Source organism: Streptomyces mauvecolor (assembly GCF_039532965.1).
GTDB lineage: Bacteria > Actinomycetota > Actinomycetes > Streptomycetales > Streptomycetaceae > Streptomyces > Streptomyces violascens.
This window is the reverse complement of record NZ_BAAASQ010000008.1, coordinates 858,156-879,971: the sequence shown is the minus strand read 5'-3', so window position 1 is coordinate 879,971 and position 21,816 is coordinate 858,156. Positions and strand designations below refer to the sequence as shown.

Below are 21,816 nucleotides of genomic sequence, written 5' to 3'. Positions count from 1 at the left end.
AGAAAGGCCGCCCCGTGCCCACCCCCCAAGCACCCACCTCCGAGGAAACCCCGACCGGGGATCCGCTCCCCCACTACCCCTTCAGCACCCGGGGCGACCGGCTGGCCCCCGAACTCGCCGAGTTGCAGGGCCGCTGCCCCGTGGCCCGGGTCAGCACCAACTCCGGTGACGAGGCATGGCTGGTCACCGGCTACGAGCTGACCCAGCACGTGCTCCGCGACCGCGCCTTCGGCCGTTCCGTGCTGGGCCGGGCGGACAGTCCGGGGCAGGACGCCCCGATCATCGCGCCCGAACTCCTCGACGCCATGAACCACCTCCAGAAGGCGGGCCTGCGCGACGAGGTGCTCAAGGCCCTCGGCCGCGACCAGCCCTCGCTGCCCGCCGACTGGGTGGAAGGCGTGACCCGCGAGGGCCTGGACGCGATGGTCCGCGAAGGCGGCCCTGCCGACCTGCAGCACCACTTCGCGGAGTGGGTCGCCGCCCAGTGCATGTGCCGCCTGCTCGGCCTGCCCTTCGACGACCACGCCTGGCTCGCCGTACGGGCCGACCTGGACCTGACCATGGTCACACCCACCCATGAGGAACTCGCCCGCAACTGGGAGGAGATCCGCGTATACATGCACGAGCACATGACCGCCCGCAGCCCCGGCGAACCCCGCGGCCTCGCGGACCGCCTCGCCGACCTCAATGCAGAGCAGTCCGGCTTGACGGACCGTCAGCTCTCCAACATCGTGTCCGTCCTCTTCGTCAGCGGATACGAGGACTTCGCGAGCTTCCTGGGCGTGGCGGCCTTCAACCTGCTCCAGCGCCCCGAGGTCATGGACGCGGTACGAGCGCGCCCGGAGACGATGCCGAGCTGTGTCGAGGAGTTGCTGCGCTACAGCGTCGTCCTCGGCAACGCGATCCCGCGCTTCGTCACCCGGGACACACGGCTCGGCTCCGCCGAGGTGAAGGAGGGCGAGATGATCCTGCTCTCCCTGGACGCGGTGAACCACGACCCGGCGGCGTTCTCCGACCCCGGGGCGTTCGACCCCACCCGTTCCCCCAACCCGCATCTCCGCTTCGGCTACGGCCGCCACCACTGCCCCGGCGCCCACCTGGTCCGCCGCCAGTCCGGCGTCGCCTTCCGCACCCTTCTGGACCGCTTGCCCGCCCTTCGCCTGGCCGTACCGCCGGAGAAGGTCACCTGGCATCCGAATCGGATGGCCATCATGGCGGCGGAGATCCCTGTTACGTGGTGAGCATGCCGGTGTGGTGACTGAGGATGCCCCGTCCATGCCGTGAGTTCTGGTGGGCGGGGCCATCTCAACGACGGAGGAGCCGAGGCGCGCGGGGTGCGAAACAGCCGATCCCGGGGGCGGGCCCTGGTCGGCCGCCCGCGCCTTCACGGGAGAACGGCATGTGGCCGGGCTCCTCCAACTCACCCAAGGTGCGGGTAAGTTGGCTGCACCACGAACAGCGTCTGCGTCAGGAGTGCCGAAGCCATGGACTACGTCGCCCAGTTCCGTCGCGAGGTCGAGGCATTCGAGGGCGCGGCCCGCGTGGCGTCGCGCGAGGTGGGCGACGACGGGGTGGCGCTCGTCCCGTCGTGCCCGGACTGGTCGGTGGCCGACCTCGTGTTTCATCTGGGTGCTGTGCACCGCTATGTGATCCACGTGATCGGCGAGGGGATGACCGATCGCCCGAACGACAACGACTTCGCCTTCCTGTCCCTGCCCGGGGACAGGGCGGGCTGGCCCGATCCCCGACTCGCCCCGAATCGGGGCCTGTTGCCCGCCGGGCTCCTCGACTGGTTCCACGAGGGGGCGTCCCGCCTGGCCTCGTTGTTCGCCCAACACGATCCCGCCGAGCGGGTGTGGTCCTGGTCGGACGAGCAGTCCGTGGGGTTCTGGCGGCGCATGCAGGCCATCGAGGCGGCCGTACACCGCTGGGACATCGAGCACGCCCTGGGCGCGGCCCAGCCGGTGGACCGTCAGCTCGCCGCCGACGCCGTGAGCCACACCTTCGAGGTCATGGCTCCCGCCCGCCGCGCCCGCCAGAACGCACCGGCGGGGCAGGGCGAACGGCTCCGCTTCCGGCAGTCCGACGGCTTCGGCCTCTGGGTCGTACAGATGGATCCCGAGGGCGTTCTGCTGAATGAGGGCACTGGGTGCTGTGACGTCGAACTGACCGCCACAGCATCGGAGTTGATGCTGTTCCTGTGGCGCCGCATCCCCTCCGACGGCCTGGAGGTCCGGGGCGATGCCGCACTCCTGGAGCGCTACTTCAAGCTGGTCCCGCCGCTCTAGACGCGGTCAGCGCGTCGCGCGGCGAAGGCCAGGATCTCCGGGACGGCTGCGCTCAGCGTCTCGAAGTGCCGGTGCACACCCGCCACGGCGACCACCGCGTTGACGCCCCAGACCGTCATGCCGGCCCGCACTCCCGCCGCCACACCCGACGGCGCGTCCTCGATGACCAGGCAGTCCGCGGGCTGGACGCCGAGCCGCTCGGCGGCCAGCAAGTACGGCACGGGCGACGGCTTGCCCTCGGCCACGGCGGCCGCGTCCACGACGACGCCCGGCATCGGGAGCCCCGTACGGGCGAAGCGCCCCCGTACGCGGTGCTCATAGTTGGAGGTCACCAACGCCCAGGTGCCGGGTGCCAGTCCGGTCAGCAGTTCCCGCGCACCGTCGAACGCCGAGTAGACCCCGGAACGTACGTCCTCGTCCTCCAGCGCGTGCAGCGCGGCCAGGCACTCCTGCGGGTCCTGGTCGGGCACCACCTCCGCGAACGTCTCCACCGGCCTGGTCCGCAGCGCCACGCGGTAGGTCTCTTCGGGGTCGCGCCCGTACCGGGCCGCCCAGGCCGCCCACACCCGGCGCTGGTTCTCCACGGCGTCGATCAGCGTGCCGTCGACGTCGAAAAGGACACGCTTCCCGGCCCCGGGCTGCCGCACATGCTCATCCGTCACGCCGTGATCATGCCAGGAACCGGTCGCCGGGTCGGCGGTGGCTACTCGCTGATCAGCGGCAGCACCGGGAACGCGTGGTCCTGCCAGATCAGGCGTGAGGACTCCTCCGGGTACGCGGTGACCGCGGGCCGGGCGTCGAAGAGCTGGGCTCGGCGTCGGCGGGTGTCGTACGCGGGCCAGCCGGGGTCGCCGTGGGCGGCGAACGATGTCCACGCCGTACGCATGCGGGCGGACAGGGCCTCCGCATCCGGGGAGGGCTCCGCGCCGATCAGCATCGCGGGCTGCCCGCGGTCCAGGTTCCCGAAAGTCAGGGGTACGTCCAGGCCGTGGCAGGCGCCGAAGGCGGCGCCCATGCCCGGTGCGGGCCAGGTCAGCTCGTAGACGTGCGCCCGGCCTCCGGCGGCGATCCGGGACTCGGCGAGGTGGAGGGTCGGCATGCGGAACAGCCAGTCGGAGTGGACCAGTTCGTACAGCTCGTCCGGGCTGGCTGTCGGGAACGCATCCCGGTAGCGGCGCTCGCCGTCCGGGCCGGGGGCGAAGACGCGAAGGGCGGTCGCGGCCTGCTCCTCGGTCACCTCGCCGAGCAGGCCGTCGAGCGCGGTGAACAGGCGCTGCTCCTCCCGGGTGTGGCCGACGAGCAGGTCGATGCCACGGCCGGCGCCGTCGGCGATCGCCTGCCACGGCGTGGCGGCCAGGACCTCGCCGTCGACGACGGGCGCGAAGAGGATCGACCGGTGCGCGGGCAGGCCCCAGCGGTGCACCCATGAGCCGATCTTCGCCGTGACCGCGTCCCCGGCGGCGGAAAGCCGGTCCGGGCTGACACCGGCCAGGTCGGCCACCGTGGGACTCAGCCCCAGCTCGGCGGCGCAGGCGGCCGTGATGTCCGCGGCGAGTTCGGGTGAGAAGAACGTGCCCGGGGCGCTCTGCACGACGGCTCGGCGGAAGAGCCCGGCCGTACGGTCCATCGCGAGGAGCGAGGCGATCGATCCCCCGCCCGCCGACTGGCCGAAGACCGTGACCCGGCCCGGGTCCCCGCCGAAGGCCTCGGCGTTGTCGCGCACCCACTCCAGTGCGGCGATCTGGTCGAGCAGCCCCCGGTTGGCCGGAGCGCCCTCGATCTGCGCGAAGCCCTCGAGCCCCAGGCGGTAGTTGAACGTCACCACGACGACGCCGCCGTCCCGGGCCAGCCTGCCGCCGTCGTACTCCGGGAGGCCGGACATGCCGATCGTGTACGCACCGCCGTGGAACCAGACCATCACGGGCAGCCCCGCGCCCGGGCCGGGTTCGGGCGACCAGACGTTGACCGTCAGCCAGTCGTGGTCGCCCGTGTCCCGCGCCAGCGCGTCCATGCCGAAGTGGCCGCCCTGCGGGGGCGGCGGACCGTACGAGACCGCCTCCCGCACCCCGCTCCATCCCCGCACGGGCCGCGGCTCGGCGAACCGGAGCGGGCCGACCGGGGGTTCGGCGAACGGGATGCCACGGAAGACCGCCGTCCCCGCCTCCCAGCTGCCCCTCAACTCGCCGTCCGCAGTACGGACTTGGGGCGGCCCACCGGCCGTCCCGGACCCGGCAGCAGTCATCGCGGCTTCCCCTCAGGAACGTCACGGCTCTCGGAAGTTCTCGGAATACCTCAGGAAGAGGGCGGGCGCACGGCTCCCTGCCCTCCGGATGATCCGCCGTGTCCGCATGCCGCGCCAGCCATTTTCCGAGCCGGCCCATTCCCCAAGGCTCGCGAGCCTGCGGGCACCGACCGCCGAAGGGGCTCAGCCCTACCGGACCCGCCCTGGCCGGTCCGAGATCGAAGCGAGGAAGTCGTCGAGCATCGCGATCTGTACGGCCTCGGTGAACCGGGCCGGGTCGAAGAGGGCCTGGACCACCAGTCCGTGGGTGAACGCCACGGCCGTGGCGGCGAGTTGGTCCGGATCGGCGGACTCCGGCAGCTCCCCGGCGGCGCGCGCGGCTTCGAGGTGCGGGCTGATCGACGCGCGCAGCCGGGTGTAGCGATCGGCCTGCTCCGAGCCGAGTCCGTCGTCGGCGAGGGCCAGGTCCCAGGAGCTGACCCAGATCCGGTTGCGGGCGGTGTCGCCCGGGGTGAGCGGCAGGATGTCGAGCAGCATCGCCCGCAGCGCCGCGATCCCCTCGGCAGGGCGTTCCCGGCGGGGCCGTTCCGCAGTACGGGTCTCCAGCAGGTGCAGCGCGTGCGCGACCAAGGCCCGTTTGGTCGGGAAGTAGTGCATGAGCATGCCGGTCGAGACGCCCATCGACGTGGCGACGGCCCGCAGGGTGAGCCCCCCGAACCCCCGGTCGGCGAGGACTTCCCACACCGCCTGGCTCACGTCTTCACGGCGTGCTTCACGGTCTCCTGGCGCGGGCGGCATGCTGCTACCTTACATACCGAACGCTTGTTACGTACCCATGGAAACGAGGGATCCGTGTTCGCACTGCCGCTCGGCGACGACGCTCAGCTCCGCCCCCTGGAACCCTGGCAGGCACGGGAGTTCCTGGAGCACATGGACCGCGCCCGCCCGCATGTCGACCCGTGGATCCCCTGGGCGACGTTCAGCACCGACCTCGCCACGGCCGAGGCCACCCTTCAGCGTTACGCGACCGCGACGGCAGAGGACTCGCGCCGGATCTACGGCATCTGGCTCGACGGCACGCTGGTCGGCGGGGTCATGTTCACGAGCTTCGACCCGGCTTCGGGCGTGTGCGAGATCGGCTGCTGGCTGGAGGAGAAGGGCGCGGGCCGTGGCCTGGTGACCCGGGCGTGCCGGGTGCTGATCGACTGGGCCTTCACGGAACGGGCGATGAGCCGCGTCGAATGGTGGGTCGCGGCCGGAAACACCCGCAGCATCGAGGCCGCGCGCCGGCTCGGGATGACGCGCGAGGGCGTACTGCGCGGGCGCTACCCGTACCGGGGCACGCGGCACGACTCCGAGATCTGGGCGGTACTCGCCGAAGAGTGGCCCCCGGCGCAGGGGCCCGCGCCCGACGTCAAGGCCGAACTCGACCAGCTGATGAGCGCCTTCCTCGGGGCGTTCACCAACACCGGCGGCGGCCGGCCGGACGTCGGCATCGTCCGGGAGGTCTTCATTCCGCAGGGAATGATCATCAGCAACGTCGGGGGCGAGCCCGTGATCTACGACCTCGACTCGTTCGTGGCGCCCCGCGAGAAGATCCTCACGGACGGGACGCTGACGGAGTTCTCCGAGTGGGAGGTCTCCGAACGGACCGAGATCTTCGGCACGATCGCGCACCGCTTCAGCGAGTACCGCAAGTCCGGATACCTCAACGGCGCATGGTTCGAGGGCTCCGGCCGCAAGACGACCCAGTTCATACGCACACCCGCCGGCTGGAAGATGAGCTCGCTGTCCTGGGACGACGAGTAGGTCCCCCCTCGTCGGGCATCCGGGCGCGTGGGCATCAGAAGACGAAGTAACTCGCCCCGAACGTCGTCGCGGACTGTCCGGGGTCGACCTCCGCCGTAACCGGCCCCTGGCAGTTCGCGGCTGCGTGTACCAGAACGATCGAGTTCGTGTGGTTCTGGACGGAAACCGGTGACGAAGCCGCGTAGCAGCCTCGCGCGGGGTTCCGGTGCGCAACCCCGTTCACGACCAGGAGTCCCGTCGCCGCCTGAGCGGGAACGGCGAGCGCGAGCAGGACAGTGGTGGCCAGCATGCCGATCGCGGCGATGTGACGGCGCATGACGATTCTCCCTCCCACAGGGGTGCGCTGCCGGAAGCCGTACCCCTCTCCAGGACATGACTGACTTACCCATCCTTTCCATGACACGAGGCGCACCGCCATACCTCAATGAGCTGAGGCCGCATGGGACTTCGTCGCGCCGGGAGGTGTGATGTCGCGCGGATGGCGTCGCAGGCGAACCTCCTCGACCTGCAACGTCACGCTTCGCAACCACCTGGCTCTCCGCCCATTGGCCCCTCAACAGGCTCGACCACTGCCCCAGCCGACCCGGCAATCTCCCCCGGCCGACACGGAATCCGCCGGACGCCTACGGCAATGAGAAGGTCAAGCACTTCCCATCCAGGTCAAGATTCGCGGTCCGACGGGATTCGGCCACGCTCTCCGGAATAGTCGCCTGGGGAAACGGGTTCAAGTTGCACGTACCCCGCCCAGGTGCCGCCGCCGACCTCTCCCCGCCTCCGGAGGCCCCGTAATGTCCCAGCCGACGACCGACCAGCAGGCCGCGCCGCGCGGCGTACGCGGTGTCGTCCCCGTGCTCGCCTTCGCCGGTATCACGGTCGCGGTGATGCAGACGCTGCTCGTCCCGGTCATCAAGGACCTTCCGACGCTGCTGAGCACCTCGCCCTCGAACGCCACCTGGGTCATGACCTCGACCCTGCTCGCCGGCGCCGTGGCCACCCCGATCATGGGGCGGCTCGGCGACCTGTACGGCAAGCGCCGCATGCTGCTGGCCAGCCTCGCCATCATGGTGGTCGGCTCGCTGATCGCCGGCTTCACCAGCCAGCTGCTGGTGATGATCGTCGGCCGCGCCCTGCAGGGCTTCGCCATGGGCGCCATTCCGCTCGGCATCGGTCTGATGCGGGACGAGCTGCCCCGCGAGAAGCTCGGTTCGGCGATGGCCCTGATGAGCTCTTCCATAGGCGTCGGCGGCGGACTCGCCCTGCCGCTCGCGGCCCTGGTCGCCCAGCACGCCGACTGGCACGCCCTGTTCTTCGGCTCGGCGGGCCTGGGCGTGGTGGCCATGCTCCTCACGCTCCTCTTCGTACCCGAAAGCAAGGTCAAGGCGGAGGGCACCTTCGACGTGCTCGGCGCGGTCGGTCTCTCCGCGGGCCTGGTCCTGCTGCTGCTTCCGATCACCAAGGGCAGCGACTGGGGCTGGGCGTCGACCACCACGCTCGGCCTGCTCGGCGCGGCGCTGGTCGTCCTCGTCCTGTGGGGAGTGATGGAGCTGCGCGTCAAGGCCCCGCTGGTGAACCTGCGCACCACCGCCCGGCGCGAGGTGCTGCTCACCAACCTCGCCTCGACGATGGTCGGCGTCGCCTTCTACGCGATCTCGCTCGTGCTCCCCCAGCTGCTCCAGCTCCCCAAGGCCACCGGGTACGGCCTCGGCCAGTCGATGGTCGTCGCCGGTCTCTGCGTCGCACCGCTCGGCCTGACGATGATGCTGACCGCGCCGGTCTACGCCCGCCTCTCGGCCAAGTACGGCCCGAAGACCACCCTCATCCTCGGCATGCTGATCATCGCGATCGGGTACGGGGCGGGGCTCGGCCTGATGAGCGCGGCCTGGCAGACCATCGTCATCTCCGTGGTCGTCGGCGCGGGCATCGGCCTCGCCTACTCATCGCTCCCCGCGCTGATCATCGGCGCCGTCGACCCGTCCGAGACGGGCGCGGCCAACGGCCTCAACACCCTGATGCGCTCCATCGGTACGTCCGTGTCGAGCGCCGTCATCGGCATGGTGCTCGCGAACACCGCGCAGCCCTTCGGCCCGGTCGAGCTCCCGACCATGCACGGCTTCCGCGTCTCGTTCCTGATCGCGACGGCCGCGGTGGCCGGCGGGCTGCTGCTCGCCGTCTTCCTGCCCAAGGGCCGCCCCGCCGCGAAGCCGCAGCTGCGGGCCAGCAGCGAGGAGGACGCGGTGCTGGAGCGGGCCACGGAGGTCCTTGCCGCGTTCCACGGCCGGGTCGTCGCCGCGTCCGGCGCGCCCGTGCCGCACGCCAAGGTCACCCTGATCGATCACGCGGGCCGCCAGGCCGGTTCGGCCCACACCGACGAGACCGGCCGGTACGCGGTGCCGGTCCCTCGGGGCGGCTCGTACGTCCTGGCCGCGACGGCCGCGGGCCACGCGCCCCTGGCGTCCTCGGCCACCCACCACGGCGGCGAGGGCCCGGTGACGGTGGACCTGGCACTGCCCGTGCCGGTCCAGTAGCCCGTCACCGTCACTGCCCACCCGCCCGGACGAGATCAACGGGCCACGGAGCAGGGCCTCGGCGAGCAAGCCGAGGCCCCAGCCGAGGGTGAGGGTCATGAAGATGTGACGCACTCCCGGTTCCGTGGCCCACCGCACGTCCCCGTCCGCGCCCGCCGCCGGACTGCCGACCCGCTTGGCGGCGTGGAAGACGAGCGGCCGCCGCAGCGCGCAACTCAGCAGCAGGACGAGCGCGAGCACACCCGTGGCGAGAGAGTCCCGTAGCAGCAGAACACGCTCGTTTCCGCTGATCAGCGTGGTCGCCGCGGACAGTCCGTACACCGCCGTCAGCAGCGCGGCGATCGCGTCGAACCGTCGGGGGCGCACGGCCACCCCCATCAGTCGCAGCGCGGCCCACCGCGGTGCCGCTCAGCAGAGCCGCCTCCGAGCCTGCACCCAGGGCGCGGACGACCTCGCCGAGGGCCGGCGGAGCGAACAGTTCCGGGCCTTCCCGACCCGGATCATGGCCACCAGCATCCGCGCCGGCCTCGACGCGGTCTCCGGCCGGCTCGTCGGCGACCCCGATCTCGCGCTCGACGAGTACGCCGACGAACTGGTGAAGCTCTTCCTGGCCGCGACCCTGCGGCACGATTCCCGAGGCGCCGACACCTGGCCCTCCCCACCAGCCGCCTCCACCCACGAGTTGACGTCAGCGTCCGGCCGATGTCAGCTCGGCGATGATCTCGGTTCCGAGTGCATAGGCCGGCACGCCCGCCGTGATCAGCGCGGTCTCGGCGACGCCGATGAGGTCGGGGATGCCTGCCCCTGCGTGGAGTGCTCCCTGGGCGTGGATCCGGGCGGGGTGCGCCCGGCCGAGGGCGAGCAGCTGTCCGAAGTGGACGAGCTGCTGCACCCGGCCTCCCAGCGGACTGTCGGTCAGCACGATGTGCCGCAGCGCCGCGATCGCCTCTTCGGTGGGCAGCCGGTCGAAGTCCTGGGCCAGGCGCAGTCGTTCCTGCACCCCGTCCGGAACGGCTCCGAGCGTGGAGCGGTAGCGGTCCCGTACGGCCTCGGCACGGTGGGCGGAGGTGTCGTCCGTCATGACGAGACCCGCGCGATCGAGGCACGTACGGCCTCCTGGGCTCCCGGAGGAAAGTCCACGCCTCCTCCGATCGCAGCCGCCGCGATCTCCGCCTCGGCGCTCTCCTCGATCGCCACCACGAGGTGGGCGGTGGCGGCCGAATCCGGGCCGAACACCAGCAGGCCGTGGTTGGCCAGCAGGACGGAGGACGTAGTCGGGCGCTGCTCCAGGACCTCGGCCATGCCCCGCACCGCCACGTCCGACCCGCGCGGCCCCCAGGGAACCACGGGGACGTCCTCGGCCTGCCCGAAGCGCAGCATCGGCTCGGTCCGGCACGGCAGCGGCCGGTTGGCCACGGCGAAGGCGGTCGCGGAGGGCGAGTGGGTGTGGATGACCGCGCCCACGTGCGGGCGGGCCTTGTAGATGGTGCTGTGCATGGCGATGATCTCGGCACTCACGGACTGCAGCTCGCCTTCCAGCACCTGCCCGTCGAAGCCGACGACCGCGAGTTGTTCGGGCCGCAGCCCGCGGACGAAACCCGGCGTCAGCAGGAGCCGCTCCCCGTCGAGCCGGGCGCTCAGATTGGCGTACCCCGAGTGGGACATCACCCCCGCCGCGAAAAGGCTCTCGGCGGCCTCGGCCAGCTGCCGGGCCCGCTCTTCCTTCACGGTGTCTGCGTCAGTAGTAGCCATGAGCCATCTCCCAGGTCTGTCGCGGCGCCCGCTGGTGGTTCGCCGCTGTCCACGTGCGCACCACTCTTCAACTTGAACTAAGGTTTAAGTCAAATGGGGCCGGGACGAGGAGCGCGACATGCGGATGACGATCGGCCAACTCTCCGACATGACCGGCGTTCCGGCCTCGGCGATCCGGTACTGGGAACGCCACGGCCTGCTGCCCGCCCCCGAACGGCAGGGCGGTCAGCGGCGCTACGTGCCGGAGGACGCGGAGCGGATCAAGGTGCTGCGCAAGTGCCAGCAGGCCGGGCTGACCCTGGTCGAGATCGGTGAACTCCAGCAGGACCAGCCGCGCCGGCAGGCGATGATGCGGGCCAAGGTCATGGAGATCGAGCAACGCATGCTCGACCTGGATCACGCCCACCAGCTCCTGACCCATGCCCTTCAGTGCAGCGAGGAGGACATCGTCAAGTGCCCCAAGTTCCGAGCGCAGATGGCGACTTGGGAGACGACCGCCCCGGAGCGGTGACAATCGGGCCACTCATGGAGGATCCGGCTCCTCCGCGTCCGTTCTACGCCCATCGGCCACGGCGGACTTGAGGCTCTCCGCGTCGCCGACCGCGGCGGCCACGTGGTGCCCGATGGCACTGCGGAGGGAGGCGGTCGAGATCGTGGGCGTATGCGAAGAGAGCCTCCCACCCACCTCAGGACTTCAGATAACGCAGCACCGCCAGCACACGGCGGCTGTAGCCGGCTGCCTGCGGCAGCTCCAGCTTGTCGAAGATCGCGTTGCTGTGCTTTTCGACGGCACTCTGCGACACATGGAGTTGTTCGGCGATCGAGGCGTTGGTGTGCCCCTGCGCCATCTGGGCGAGGACGGCGCGCTCGCGTGCGGTGAGGCGCTCCAAGGAGTCGAAGTGACTGGTACGGGCGAGGAGTTGGCGTACCACCTCGGGGTCGAACGCCGCGCCTCCCGACCTTACGCGTTCCAACGCGTCCAGGAACTCCTCCACCCGCGCCACTCTGTCCTTGAGCAGGTAGCCGACGCCCTGGGTGTCCGAGGAAAGCAGCTCCGTGGCGTAACGCTTCTCGACGTACTGCGACAGGACCAGGACCCCCACCCCTGGATGGTTGCTCCTGATGGTCAGCGCGGCTCGCAGACCCTCGTCGGTGTGGGTCGGCGGCATGCGTACGTCGGCCACGACGACGTCCGGCGGCGCGGCGGACACCGCCGCCAGCAGGGCGGAGGCGTCCCCGGTCGCCACCACGTCGTGGCCCTCCTCCGTGAGAAGCCGGACCAGACCTTCGCGCAGCAGGGTGGAGTCCTCGGCGAGTATCACGCGCACGGCAGCTCCGCCTCCACCAGAGTCGGGCCGCCGGGCGGGCTCAGCACCGTGAAACGGCCGTCGAGCGCGGCTGCGCGACGGGCAAGCCCGGCAAGCCCGCCGCCGCTCGCGTCGGCTCCGCCCACCCCGTCGTCGGTGATGCGCACGCTGAGCACCGAGCCGGATCGCTGCTCCACGACTGTCACTTGGACGTCTATGCGGGTGGCCCCGGCATGCTTGGCGGCGTTGGTGACGGCCTCGCGGACCGTGAAGTAGGCGGCGGTCTCGATCCGGGGCGCCGGGCGTGCGGCGAGGTCGCACCGGATCCGTACCGGTACGGACGAACGCTCCGCCACCGTCGCCAGCGCCTCCTCCAGGCCCAGATCGTCCAGGTGGGCGGGATACACCCGCCATGCGACCTGGCACAGTTCGTCAAGCGCCCGCTGCGATTCCTCGTGGGCCTGTGCGTACAGGTCCTCGGAGCCGCTGCGCCGGGCGCGGCCGAGCAGCATCGCCATGGCGACCAGGCGTTGCTGGAGCCCGTCGTGCAGGTCCCGTTCGATGCGGCGGCGCTCGGCGTCCACGGCCTCGACGATCCCGGCGCGGCTCGCCGACAGCTGGTCGATGCGACGCCGCATCAGCTCGCGTTCGCCCAGGCCGAGGAACCGGCGGACCAGTGCGCGCTCCAGAGCGACCACCGCCACGAGGCCGGCCAGGTCGAGGAAGAGCACCAGCGTTGCCACCGTCAGCAGGTAGGTGACGACCGGCCAGGTCGCGGAGATCCCGTCCGGTTTCTCGCCCTGGAACCAGCCCGTCAGCACCTGGGCCGTCGTCGCGGCACCGAAGCCCAGGACGGTGAGGGCGCCGCCGCCCAGCAGACCGACGGGGCAGCGGCTCGCGAGATAGCGCAGGGCGCGCCCCGCCGTGAATTCCCCGGTGCCGTCACCGCCCAGGAACGCCGCCACCCGCAGGTGTTCGACGCGGGCCAGCCGCAGAGCGGAGGCGGAGAGCGAAGGCGGAAGGGGACGGCGGCGGCGCACGGCGAGCACCGGGGCAGCCAGCGCCAGGAAGACGACCGCGACCACGGCGGACAGGGTGCCCAGCGCCAGCCCGGCCACTGCCCGGACGGCGGTTGCGGCGACACCGCGCACAGTCGACCTCCCCATGAACGGTGAGCTTAGACGGGTCACGCGCCGTGCCGGCCCCGGGATCGTGACAGCCGGGAGACCACGAAGCAGCCCACCAGCACCACGATGGCCACCCCCATCCCCTTCGACACCATGCCGCCGTACTCCTCGACCAGCCGCCAGTTGTCCCCCAGCCAGAACCCCGCCATCACGAACACGGTGTTCCAGACGAGGCTGCCCAGGGCGGTCAGACCGACGAAGACCGTCAACGGCATGCGCTCGATCCCCGCCGGAACGGAGATCAGGCTGCGGAAGACCGGCACCATGCGCGCGAAGAACACCGTCTTGGCACCGTGCCGGGCGAACCACGCCTCCGCTCTGTCGATCTCGTGCGCCTTGACCAGAGGGATCCTCTCCGCGATCCGCCGGGTGCGGTCGCGGCCCAGCGCCGCGCCGACGAAGTAGACCACCAGGGAGCCGACCACCGACCCGATCGTGGTCCACACGATGACGGCCAACGGACTCATCCGGCCCTGCCCTGCCGTGAACCCCGCCACCGGCAGGATGACCTCACTCGGAACGAAGGGGAGCACCGTGTCGACGGCATTGGTGAGACCGGCGCCCGGCGCCCCCAGGGACTCCATGATGTGAACGGCCCACCCGGCGATCCCACCGGCCGGCTCCGCTCCACTGCTCGCTGCAATCATGGCCGCAACGCTAGGAGTCGGGGCGGTCGGGGACCATGCGGTCGACCGCCGAACCGTACTGCGGAAAACCACACCTCAGACGTCTCGCCTCCTTACTCCTTGTCCGCCCGATGATCACGAGTTAAGGTCCGCGAGCCACCTATCGGGGCGCATATCGGGGGATCGACGCAGGCGGGGGACATGGCCGGGGACAGGACAGCAGACATCAGTGCGCCCGCGGAGGGCGGAAGACCGTGGCTGCAGGCCGTCGCCGCCGTGGGGCTGGTGGCGGCGCTCTGCGCCGGTGTGTGGGTGTCCGGGGCGCTGTCGGACTCGGGCAGTGTCGCGAAGCCTGCCACGTGCTCGGGCGGGGAGCCCACCACGGCTGCGGGGAAGGCCCATGTCTCCGGGGCACAGCTCTGCAAGGCGTTGAACCGCCCCGATCTCGCCGAACTCCTCGGCACGCCGGGGCAGATCGCGAAGACCGCCAGCGGTAGCGACAGCTCGATGAGCCTGCTCGCCGGCAAGGACGTCGCCACTCCCTCGGCCCAGGTCGAGTTCGAGACGTACACCGTGACCCTGGCGGGCACGTTCGACCGTCTTCCCGTGGCCGGGTCGGCCTCGCTGCTGGGCAAGGGCGCACAGCAGCGGACGCTGCTTGGCCGGCCTGCGGTCCTCTACTCGGACCAGACCGTCAGCATCCGCTTCCGGCTCGACGGGGGCGACGCCCAGACCGGCCCCGGCGTCCCGGCCCGTGTCGTCAGCGTGGCCCGGAACGCGAAGGACAGCGGGGGCTCTTTCGAGGTGACCCTGTGGCGTTCGGACGGCCGGGTGCCCGACGACGCGGTACTGCTTCGCATCGCCGAGCAGGTGCTGCCGACGGTCCCGGGGTGGACCGCCGGCGGATGAGCCCCTCCCTTCCCGGCGCCACGGGAGGGGCCGCTCGGTGTCAGGACAGGATCTCGATGTACCCGTCGGTTCCGTGCACGCGGATCCGCTGCCCGTCCCGGATGAGCCGGGTGGCCTGATCCACGCCCACGACGGCCGGCAGGCCGTACTCCCGGGCGATCACCGCGCCATGGGTCATCAGGCCGCCCACCTCCGTCACCAGGCCCGCCACCGCGACGAACAGCGGCGACCAGCTGGGGTCGGTGAACGTCGTGACCAGGATGTCGCCCGCTTCGAGATCGGCGTCCGCCATGTCGAGGATGACGCGAGCCCTTCCCTCGATGGTCCCGGCGGAGACCGGCAGGCCGATCAGCGCGCCGGCCGGCACGTCGTCGCGCCGGTACGCCCCCGTCACGGCCTCACCGTCCGAGGTGAGCACCCGGGGCGGTGTGAGCGCCTGGTACGACCGGAACGCGTCCATGCGCTGCTGGATGAGCCGGTGATCCGCCCGCTGCGAGCGGACGACGTCGTGCAGTTCCTGGAACGTGAGGTAGAAGATGTCCTCCTTCGCCTCCAGTACACCGGCCTGCGCGAGGCGCTCGGCCTCCGCCATGAGGGCCTGCTTGTAGACGAAGTAGCGGCTGACGATGTCGTACTTCGGGTACTCCCGGTATCCGACGAAGGCTCTGACCTGGTCGATCATCCGCTTCGTGTCGTCCGCCTTCCGGTCCCCGTCCGGCAGGTCCCGCAGGCGTGACAGCACCTCCTGTTCCTTTTCCCGCGCCTTCTGCCGCCCTTGCTCGAAGCGTCGCTCGGCGACACCCGGCTCGAAGTTCCTCACGTTGTCCAGGATCACGGGCACGAGCGAGGTGGGCCGCTCCCGCCAACGTGGCCTCGAGATGTCGATCTCGGCGACGCAGCGCATGCCGTACCGGTCGAGGTAGGCCTCCATGGCGTCGCGCGCTTCGGCCCCGCCCGCGATCTTCGCCAGCTCGTCCAGGAAGCCCTCGTCCTCGACGCCTTCCAGGAACTCCACGACCTCGGGATGCGGGCGGATCACGTCCGCGACATCGAGCAGCGCCAGTCCCATCTCCGACGTGATGTTGTCGGGGGCCGACAGCGTCAGTGTGTCAGCCGCGTTCTTCTCGCCCAGCCACTCCTGCAGCTTGTCGTTGAGCCACCAGGTGGCCTCCATCCCCGCCATGATCGCCTGAATGTTCAGCGGGTCACTGAGGACTCGCTTGTGCTCGGCGAAGGCCTCGAAGAGGAAGTCGAACAGCGCCGGTCCGGTCTTCGTCCGGATGTCGCGCTCCAGGGCGGCGATGGACTCCTGGCTGCGTTCGATCAGCTCGGTGACGATGGCCGGATCGGGTTCGACCGGGGCGGACGCACCGCCTGCCGGCGGCTCTACGGGACCCTCGTCCGGGAGCGAGGGGACGAAATCCTCGCGGTCGAGGACGGTCTCCAGCGCGTCCCTGACCAGCGGGTCTCCTCTCCCCACCAGGTCGAGGAGGCCGGCACGGCTCGCGGGCGAGGCCAGTCGCCCGGTGACATCGACGAACAGCCTGCCGCCGGCCTCGTGCATCGCCACCATGGCCGTCTGCTGCCACATGGAGAGCCCCAGCGGCTTCATGGCGTCGGTCATCATCTGCTGATGGCCGACGGAGACGTAGACGTGGTTCTCCTCGTCTCCGGTCTCGGGGATGGGGAACAGCGTGGTGATCGGCCGGCTCTGAACGATCTGGAATTCGTCGTCGACCAGACACCATTCGATGTCCTGCGGGCGGCCGAAGTGCGCTTCGATCCGCCGCCCGAGTTGCACGAGCCGTACGGCCTGAGCATCCGACAGAGCCGGCTGCTCCTGCTGCCGCGCATCGATCGTCACTTCCCGCGTACCGCCGGCCGGCACGGCGTGAATGGCACGCTGTTTGGCGGCGATCGCCTTGGCGACCACCTCGCCGTCTCGCACCGTGAAGACGTCCGGGTTCACCAGGCCGGACACCAGAGCCTCGCCGAGGCCGAAGCCGGCGTCCACGGTGGCGACCTTCCGGTTGCCCGTGACGGGGTCGGCGGTGAACAGGATGCCGGCCGCCTGCGAGAAGGCCATCTGCTGCACGACCACGGCCATCTGGACCGTACGGTGGTCGATGCCGCCGCGCTGGCGATAGGTGACGGCCCGCTCGGTGAACAACGAGGCCCAGCACCGGCTGACATGCCGGAGGATCGCCCCCGGCCCCACGACGTTCAGGTACGTGTCCTGCTGGCCCGCGAAGGAAGCCGTCGGCAGGTCCTCGGCCGTCGCACTGGACCGGACGGCGTAGGCGGCCTGCTCGCCGTGCCGGGCGAGCGCTCCGGTGATCGCCGCCGCGACATCGGCCGGGATGGCGATCCCTTCGACGGTCCGGCGGATCTGCGCGCTGAGCGTGCGGATCGCCTCCCGGTCGTCCGGGTCCAGGCGCGACAGCTGATCGAGCCGATCGTCGATCGACGGCGCCTCCGCCATGATCCGCCGGAAGGCGTCCGTCGTCACGCAGAAGCCGTCCGGCACGCGGATGCCTTCGATCCGCGAAAGCCCGCCCAGGTGCGCGGCCTTGCCGCCGACGACCGCGATCTGCGTCCCGTCGGCCTCTCGCAGATCCAGCACGTACTGCTCAGTCATGGCGATACCTCCGAGGCGCCCGTGTTCCGTTTCCCTGCCCCGGTCGATCGCATCGCCGGTGTCTCCCACTCTGCCTCTGCCGAACCTCTTGTCGAGCACGTCCCCATCCCTGCTTGCCTTCCCTCTGACGAGTCGTGATTCTGCGTCATGACCCGGGCCTTGCGGCAAGCCCCCCAACGCGCTATAAGTTAAGAGAGGCAAGGAGAGAACACTCTCCCTGCCTTTTCTTTTGCCGTCGAAGGGGACGGACAGGCCTCCCCCGAAGCGGTGGCGCGCCCGGTGGGCGCCCTGGGGCGAGCGCCGCTTCTTCCACCTCCACCCACCCTCCACCCAACGGTGCAGACGACCCTCCGGATCTCCACCGAGGGCTCCAAGACGCGTGCAGCCGGGGAAAGTTAACGTCGGTTGCGAACGAGAGAAAAGCATTCTCGCGATTCATGGAATGCATCCGCGGCTCCCTCCCAGGGGAATACCCGAAGCAATTCATGCATGCGTGCCCGAATGCGGGAATGCGCTCGAACCGATTCCCCTGCTCGGCCGACTGGAGTCCGCATGCAACCGACCTCGTCCGATCCCGCCGCCAAGCCCACCGCCTCTCCGCCCCGCAGGCGGCTCGACCCGGCCATGCGGGCAATGGCCTTCACCCTCTTCTGCGACGTCGGCCTCTCGGTGATCACCTACTTCACCGCCGGGCTGTTCGGTGCGAGCAACTACCTCGCCCTGCTGCTGGCCACCGTCGTCGCCGGGCTGCGTACGCTCTGGGTGGCTCTGCGCCGGCGCAGGCTCGACCCGTTCGCGCTGTTCTTGCTCACCCTGTTCGGCGCGGGGCTCGGGCTGAGTTTCACCACCGGTGACGCCCGGTTCGTTCTCGCCAAGGACGCGGCAGGGTCCTTCACGGCGGGGCTCGTCTTCGTCGGCAGCTGTGTCATCGGGCGTCCGCTCGCCTACTACGCGGCGCTGCGCTTCGCCCGCTCGGCCGGTCCCGAGCAGCACGACGAGTTCCACAGCACGGCGAACACCGCCGCCATGCAGGCCCGTTGGTTCCGCGTCTCGCTGGTCTGGGGGATCTCACTCCTGGTCGACGCGGGGTTGCGGATCGCGGCCGTGTACCTGCTGCCGATCGGGCCCGCTGCCAATGTCTCGCAGGTCCTCATGCTCGCGGTCTATGGACCTCTGGCCGTGTGGACCGTCCACTCGGCGAAGAAGGCCCAGGCTGCCGCCCGGGGCCGGACGGGGCATGACCCCCGGCCCACCACCGGACCGAACGCGGGGTCCCCCTCGGCGGGTTCGTGAAGTGACGCCACCCGGTCGATAGGCTCGCCCCATGCCCGACGCCCTGCCTCGACCCGAGTCGTTCATCCCGCAGACCTCCCCGGCCGCGCTCGCGGACCTCCGAGCGCGGCTGCGTGCGACGCGCTGGCCGGATGCGCCCGAGGGTGCCGGGTGGACGCTCGGCACCGATCTCGGCTATCTGCGCGAGCTCGTCGCGTACTGGGCGGACGGGTTCGACTGGCCGGCCCAGGAGGCCGCGCTCGCCCGGCTCCCGCACTTCCGCGTGCCGCTCCGCGGGCTCGGGGTCCACTTCGTCCATGCGCGGGCCGTCGCGCCGGCCGGGCCCGTGCTGCCGCTGGTCCTCAGCCACGGCTGGCCGGACTCGTTCTGGCGCTATTCGAAGGTCGTCCCGCTCCTCACCGACCCCGGCGCGCACGGCGGTGATCCGGCCGACGCGTTCGACGTGGTCGTGCCCGACATGCCGGGCTTCGGATACTCCGACCGGCCCACCGGCCCGCCCCTGGACACCATCGCCGTCGCCGGACTGTGGGCCGAGCTCATGGGCGTCCTGGGTTACGAGCGGTTCGGCGCGGCGGGCGGGGACATGGGCAGTCACGTCAGCCGCTACCTCGCTCTCGACCACCCCGAACGGGTCGTGGCCGTCCACCGCACCGACGCGGGCCTGCCCGCCTTCGGCGGCGACCCGGCGGAACTCGCGCCGGAGGAGCGCGCCTGGCTGGAGGACGCGGTGGCCTGGGGCGGCACCGAGGGCGCGTACGCCGCGATGCACCGTACGAAGCCGCAGACGGCCGCCTTCGGGCTGACCGATTCGCCGGCCGGGCTCGCCGCGTGGATCGTCGAGAAGCTCCGGGGGTGGAGCGACTGCGACGGCCACGTCGAGCGGAGCTTCACGAAGGACGAGATCCTCACGAACATCACGCTCTACTGGCTCACGGAGACCATCGGCTCGTCGATGCGCACGTACCACGCGAACGCGGCGATCCCACCCGCCCAGCACGCCCGCCGGGTCGAAGTACCGTCCGGCTTCTCGCTGTTCCGCGGCGACGTGGTCCGCCCGCCGCGGGCGTGGCTCGAACGCACGGCGAACGTGGCGTACGTGACCGAGCCGGCCCGCGGCGGACACTTCGCCCCGTTCGAGGAGCCGGAGCTGTACGCCGAGGAACTCCGCGCCTTCTTCCGGCCGTACCGGGAGGCGGCACTGGGCTGAGGGAGAGCCGCACAAGCTGCTGTGTGTCGGGTTCACGGCGTTCGCGCTGTCGGCACTGTTCCAGTCCCGGTTCGGCGAGGACACCGGCATCGCGTACGTCGCCTTCTCCTTCGTCCTCATGGGCTTCGGCTGGGCCTTGACCAGGCCGCGATGTGGCTGCTCTTCGCCACGTCCGCGCTCGCGCTGTGCGTGATCGGCGCGCTGGGCCTGCGGCGCACGAAGGCGTCGGTTCCCGGCCCCGCTGCGGCAGAGGCACAGCCCCTGCACAGCGAGCCTCGGTGAGCAGTCCTTGACGGTCACTGCAACGAGGGCGGGGGCCGACCCGGGTCGGCCCCCGCCCTCTCGTCAGGAGGCGCCATACCCCTGGCCGGCGCTCACCCTCCCGACGCCGGCGGCGCTGCGAAGCCGAGCGGATGGCGGACCGTCTCCGGGCCGCGGACCCGCGTGCCGAAGACCACCAGCTCGCACGCGGCCGCGGCACGGCAGTCGATGGTGCGGCCGTCGATGGCCGTGAACGTCGCCGACAGGGTGACCGTCTCGTCCACCCGGCCCGCGTCGCTGGTGGCCGGCGGCCTGGAGCGGGGGCGGCAGCCGAACGTGTCGGTCGAGCCGGTGGCGCACTCCATGATCAGCACGTGGTACTGCGGTTCGTAGCCCTTGCCCGTGGCCCGCACTGCCTGGCCGTCCACCAGACCCGTGTCGGGGTCGACCCGCAGGGTGGGCGGCGCTTCCAGCGCCCCGTGCAGGGCGAAGCGCAGCGGCACGGTGGTGAGCAGTGCCCCGGTGTTGTCGGTCAGGGCGAGCGAGCACGGGTTGCTCGGTGACACCGTACGGCAGTCGAACGTCCCTGCCGTGGTGTGCAGTTGGGCGTACAGCTTCTTCGGGGAGAGCTGGTACGTGCCGTCCGGGTACACCCGGAACTGGCGGCCCGTGTCGTCGTCACAGGTGGTCGTGGACGCCGAGGGGCCGCACTCCTTGACCCAGACGTAGTCCTTGGGCGGCCCGCCCGCGATGGTGAACTTGACGATGTCGCCGTCCCGGAGGCCGGTGGTGCGGTTCACCTTCAGCTGCGGGCCGGCGGGGGCGGCGAGCGCGGCCGGCGCCGCTGCCGCCACCGAGGACATCAGCTGCCACGGGCCCCAGCCGCCGCCGGGAAGCGACTGATAGATCTCCCACATGCGGTCCCGGTTCCACTCACGGACCGTCAAGTGGAGCCGTCCGTCGGGTAGTTGCTCCACCGTACTCGGCTGGCTCAGTCCCACATTCGGGTCGGGGACCTGGCCCATGGGCAGCACCGGGCCCCAGCCCGCGTCCGCGTTCTGCTGGTGCCGCATCTCCATCGTGCTGCCGGTCCCGGACCCGGAAGCGAAGGCGTCGATGCTGCCGTCGCGCTCTTTGAAGAGGACGACTCCGCCGTGGTACGGGGTCGGGGCGAGCCCGAAGGCGTCCGGAGTGCTCCAGCCGCCCGCACTGTCGTCCTCCACGGCGTGGCAGAACGTGCCGTATGTGGAGAACAGCAGTTCCAGGTCGCCCGCAGAGTTCTCCATCGCCGTGATGTAGTAGCTCTTGGGGCCGACGGTCGCGGCGCTCACCCGCTGCCAGGCGCCGTACGCGCCGCCCGGCGCGTCCTGTTCGCGGTGCCACACGAAGGGCAGGCCCTTCGTCGCGGTGCTGTCGTAGAAGAGCTGGAACTGCGCGATCCGGCCGTCCGCGCGATCCACGGAGACCGGGCCACCGGAGGCCGGCGAGCTCGCCAGGCCCTTCGCTCCGGTATCCGTACTGCATGCGGACGTGGTCGTGGCCGCGGCGGGTGCCGCCTGCGCCACCGCGGGCACCCCGGCCAGTGCCGCGCAGGCGATCGCCACCGCGACCGTGCCCCGCATCAGCGCCCCGGCTCTCCCGTCCCGCGACGTTCTTCGTCGTAGCCTCATGTACTCCCGCCCTCTCGGTCGCCCCACCCGGCAGGGGAGAATCCTCTCGACGCACGACGCCCACGGCCAGTTCTCAATCGGCCAGCGTCACGCGCGAGAACA

General features: G+C 70.9%; 19 protein-coding genes and 1 pseudogene. 8 read left to right on the top strand and 12 right to left on the bottom strand.

Annotated features, from left to right (window positions below; genetic code table 11):
* The first annotated feature begins 14 nt into the window (after nucleotides 1-14).
* Together ABD346_RS12020 and ABD346_RS12015 are read left to right on the top strand one after the other, a co-directional pair.
* Nucleotides 15-1,241, top strand: a complete 1,227-nt coding sequence (locus tag ABD346_RS12020; RefSeq protein WP_344374336.1) for a cytochrome P450 — start codon at nucleotides 15-17, stop codon at nucleotides 1,239-1,241.
* Between the two features lie 243 nt (nucleotides 1,242-1,484).
* Nucleotides 1,485-2,288 (top strand): maleylpyruvate isomerase family mycothiol-dependent enzyme, encoded by an 804-nt coding sequence (locus ABD346_RS12015; protein WP_344374335.1) that lies wholly within the window; start codon nucleotides 1,485-1,487, stop codon nucleotides 2,286-2,288.
* On the opposite strand, the gene ABD346_RS12010 is transcribed toward ABD346_RS12015, so the two are convergent.
* The 3 genes from ABD346_RS12010 to ABD346_RS12000 all read right to left on the bottom strand — a co-directional run bounded on the left by ABD346_RS12010 (nucleotide 2,285) and on the right by ABD346_RS12000 (nucleotide 5,328).
* A complete protein-coding gene (locus tag ABD346_RS12010; protein WP_344374334.1) occupies nucleotides 2,285-2,950 on the bottom strand; it encodes an HAD-IA family hydrolase in 666 nt (221 codons plus the stop codon). The two genes, ABD346_RS12015 and ABD346_RS12010, sit on opposite strands and share 4 nt — an antisense overlap.
* Nucleotides 2,951-2,991: 41 nt before the next feature.
* Nucleotides 2,992-4,530: a carboxylesterase/lipase family protein gene (locus tag ABD346_RS12005; protein ID WP_344374333.1), complete on the bottom strand. Its 1,539-nt coding sequence runs from the start codon at nucleotides 4,528-4,530 to the stop codon at nucleotides 2,992-2,994.
* A gap of 189 nt (nucleotides 4,531-4,719) precedes the next feature.
* Entirely contained in the window at nucleotides 4,720-5,328 is a 609-nt protein-coding gene (locus ABD346_RS12000; RefSeq protein ID WP_344374332.1) for a TetR/AcrR family transcriptional regulator, read from the bottom strand.
* A gap of 54 nt (nucleotides 5,329-5,382) precedes the next feature.
* On the opposite strand from ABD346_RS12000, the gene ABD346_RS11995 reads away from it, so the two are divergent.
* Nucleotides 5,383-6,339 (top strand): GNAT family N-acetyltransferase, encoded by a 957-nt coding sequence (locus ABD346_RS11995; RefSeq protein ID WP_344374330.1) that lies wholly within the window; start codon nucleotides 5,383-5,385, stop codon nucleotides 6,337-6,339.
* Nucleotides 6,340-6,373: 34 nt separating this feature from the next.
* Here ABD346_RS11995 and ABD346_RS11990 read toward each other — a convergent pair whose 3' ends face one another.
* A complete protein-coding gene (locus ABD346_RS11990) occupies nucleotides 6,374-6,655 on the bottom strand; it encodes a hypothetical protein (protein WP_344374329.1) in 282 nt (93 codons plus the stop codon).
* A gap of 472 nt (nucleotides 6,656-7,127) precedes the next feature.
* Between ABD346_RS11990 and ABD346_RS11985 the strand changes: the two genes are divergently transcribed.
* Nucleotides 7,128-8,864 carry an MFS transporter gene (locus ABD346_RS11985; RefSeq protein WP_344374328.1) on the top strand — a complete coding sequence of 579 codons (1,737 nt, stop codon included), beginning with the start codon at nucleotides 7,128-7,130 and terminating at the stop codon, nucleotides 8,862-8,864.
* Nucleotides 8,865-8,909: 45 nt separating this feature from the next.
* Here the strand turns inward: ABD346_RS11985 and ABD346_RS38610 are convergent.
* The 3 genes and pseudogenes from ABD346_RS38610 to ABD346_RS11975 all read right to left on the bottom strand — a co-directional run.
* A pseudogene (locus tag ABD346_RS38610) lies at nucleotides 8,910-9,251 on the bottom strand (VC0807 family protein); the annotation flags it as partial.
* Between the two features lie 301 nt (nucleotides 9,252-9,552).
* Nucleotides 9,553-9,945: a carboxymuconolactone decarboxylase family protein gene (locus tag ABD346_RS11980; RefSeq protein WP_344374327.1), complete on the bottom strand. Its 393-nt coding sequence runs from the start codon at nucleotides 9,943-9,945 to the stop codon at nucleotides 9,553-9,555.
* Nucleotides 9,942-10,616 carry a class II aldolase/adducin family protein gene (locus tag ABD346_RS11975; protein WP_344374325.1) on the bottom strand — a complete coding sequence of 225 codons (675 nt, stop codon included), beginning with the start codon at nucleotides 10,614-10,616 and terminating at the stop codon, nucleotides 9,942-9,944. Before ABD346_RS11975 ends, ABD346_RS11980 begins: the two co-directional genes overlap by 4 nt.
* Nucleotides 10,617-10,734: 118 nt before the next feature.
* Here ABD346_RS11975 and ABD346_RS11970 point away from each other — a divergent pair, with 118 nt between their 5' ends.
* A complete protein-coding gene (locus ABD346_RS11970; RefSeq protein ID WP_344374324.1) occupies nucleotides 10,735-11,127 on the top strand; it encodes a MerR family transcriptional regulator in 393 nt (130 codons plus the stop codon).
* 175 nt (nucleotides 11,128-11,302) lie between these two features.
* Here the strand turns inward: ABD346_RS11970 and ABD346_RS11965 are convergent, their stop codons facing one another.
* The 3 genes from ABD346_RS11965 to ABD346_RS11955 are packed head-to-tail and all read right to left on the bottom strand — an operon-like array spanning nucleotide 11,303 to nucleotide 13,757.
* A complete protein-coding gene (locus ABD346_RS11965) occupies nucleotides 11,303-11,944 on the bottom strand; it encodes a response regulator transcription factor (RefSeq protein WP_344374323.1) in 642 nt (213 codons plus the stop codon).
* Nucleotides 11,935-13,089, bottom strand: a complete 1,155-nt coding sequence (locus ABD346_RS11960; protein ID WP_344374322.1) for a sensor histidine kinase — start codon at nucleotides 13,087-13,089, stop codon at nucleotides 11,935-11,937. Before ABD346_RS11960 ends, ABD346_RS11965 begins: the two co-directional genes overlap by 10 nt.
* Before the next feature lie 20 nt (nucleotides 13,090-13,109).
* Nucleotides 13,110-13,757 (bottom strand): DedA family protein, encoded by a 648-nt coding sequence (locus ABD346_RS11955; protein WP_344374320.1) that lies wholly within the window; start codon nucleotides 13,755-13,757, stop codon nucleotides 13,110-13,112.
* A 180-nt stretch (nucleotides 13,758-13,937) separates the two neighbouring features.
* Between ABD346_RS11955 and ABD346_RS11950 the strand changes: the two genes are divergently transcribed.
* Nucleotides 13,938-14,645: a DUF6215 domain-containing protein gene (locus ABD346_RS11950; protein ID WP_344374319.1), complete on the top strand. Its 708-nt coding sequence runs from the start codon at nucleotides 13,938-13,940 to the stop codon at nucleotides 14,643-14,645.
* Nucleotides 14,646-14,685: 40 nt separating this feature from the next.
* Here ABD346_RS11950 and rph read toward each other — a convergent pair whose 3' ends face one another.
* Nucleotides 14,686-17,283 carry a rifamycin-inactivating phosphotransferase gene (rph, locus tag ABD346_RS11945; RefSeq protein WP_344374317.1) on the bottom strand — a complete coding sequence of 866 codons (2,598 nt, stop codon included), beginning with the start codon at nucleotides 17,281-17,283 and terminating at the stop codon, nucleotides 14,686-14,688.
* Nucleotides 17,284-17,835: 552 nt separating this feature from the next.
* Between rph and ABD346_RS11940 the strand changes: the two genes are divergently transcribed.
* Nucleotides 17,836-18,576 (top strand): VC0807 family protein, encoded by a 741-nt coding sequence (locus ABD346_RS11940; protein WP_344374316.1) that lies wholly within the window; start codon nucleotides 17,836-17,838, stop codon nucleotides 18,574-18,576.
* A gap of 31 nt (nucleotides 18,577-18,607) precedes the next feature.
* The gene (locus tag ABD346_RS11935; protein WP_344374315.1) at nucleotides 18,608-19,783 is read left to right on the top strand and encodes an epoxide hydrolase family protein; all 1,176 of its coding nucleotides are present in this window, start codon (nucleotides 18,608-18,610) and stop codon (nucleotides 19,781-19,783) included.
* Nucleotides 19,784-20,157: 374 nt separating this feature from the next.
* On the opposite strand, the gene ABD346_RS11930 is transcribed toward ABD346_RS11935, so the two are convergent.
* Entirely contained in the window at nucleotides 20,158-21,666 is a 1,509-nt protein-coding gene (locus ABD346_RS11930) for a neocarzinostatin apoprotein domain-containing protein (protein ID WP_344374314.1), read from the bottom strand.
* Between the last annotated feature and the right edge of the window lie 150 nt (nucleotides 21,667-21,816).

What these genes read in the sequence shown, in the direction of transcription:
- ABD346_RS11980 (WP_344374327.1), bottom strand. Translation starts at nt 9,945, where the DNA reads ATGACGGACGACACCTCCGCCCACCGTGCCGAGGCCGTACGGGACCGC.
- ABD346_RS11935 (WP_344374315.1), top strand. Translation starts at nt 18,608, where the DNA reads ATGCCCGACGCCCTGCCTCGACCCGAGTCGTTCATCCCGCAGACCTCC.
- ABD346_RS11970 (WP_344374324.1), top strand. Translation starts at nt 10,735, where the DNA reads ATGCGGATGACGATCGGCCAACTCTCCGACATGACCGGCGTTCCGGCC.
- ABD346_RS12005 (WP_344374333.1), bottom strand. Translation starts at nt 4,530, where the DNA reads ATGACTGCTGCCGGGTCCGGGACGGCCGGTGGGCCGCCCCAAGTCCGT.
- rph (WP_344374317.1), bottom strand. Translation starts at nt 17,283, where the DNA reads ATGACTGAGCAGTACGTGCTGGATCTGCGAGAGGCCGACGGGACGCAG.
- ABD346_RS11975 (WP_344374325.1), bottom strand. Translation starts at nt 10,616, where the DNA reads ATGGCTACTACTGACGCAGACACCGTGAAGGAAGAGCGGGCCCGGCAG.
- ABD346_RS11960 (WP_344374322.1), bottom strand. Translation starts at nt 13,089, where the DNA reads ATGGGGAGGTCGACTGTGCGCGGTGTCGCCGCAACCGCCGTCCGGGCA.
- ABD346_RS11990 (WP_344374329.1), bottom strand. Translation starts at nt 6,655, where the DNA reads ATGCGCCGTCACATCGCCGCGATCGGCATGCTGGCCACCACTGTCCTG.
- ABD346_RS12015 (WP_344374335.1), top strand. Translation starts at nt 1,485, where the DNA reads ATGGACTACGTCGCCCAGTTCCGTCGCGAGGTCGAGGCATTCGAGGGC.
- ABD346_RS11950 (WP_344374319.1), top strand. Translation starts at nt 13,938, where the DNA reads ATGGCCGGGGACAGGACAGCAGACATCAGTGCGCCCGCGGAGGGCGGA.
- ABD346_RS11940 (WP_344374316.1), top strand. Translation starts at nt 17,836, where the DNA reads ATGCAACCGACCTCGTCCGATCCCGCCGCCAAGCCCACCGCCTCTCCG.
- ABD346_RS11985 (WP_344374328.1), top strand. Translation starts at nt 7,128, where the DNA reads ATGTCCCAGCCGACGACCGACCAGCAGGCCGCGCCGCGCGGCGTACGC.
- ABD346_RS11930 (WP_344374314.1), bottom strand. Translation starts at nt 21,666, where the DNA reads ATGCGGGGCACGGTCGCGGTGGCGATCGCCTGCGCGGCACTGGCCGGG.
- ABD346_RS11955 (WP_344374320.1), bottom strand. Translation starts at nt 13,757, where the DNA reads ATGATTGCAGCGAGCAGTGGAGCGGAGCCGGCCGGTGGGATCGCCGGG.
- ABD346_RS12000 (WP_344374332.1), bottom strand. Translation starts at nt 5,328, where the DNA reads ATGCCGCCCGCGCCAGGAGACCGTGAAGCACGCCGTGAAGACGTGAGC.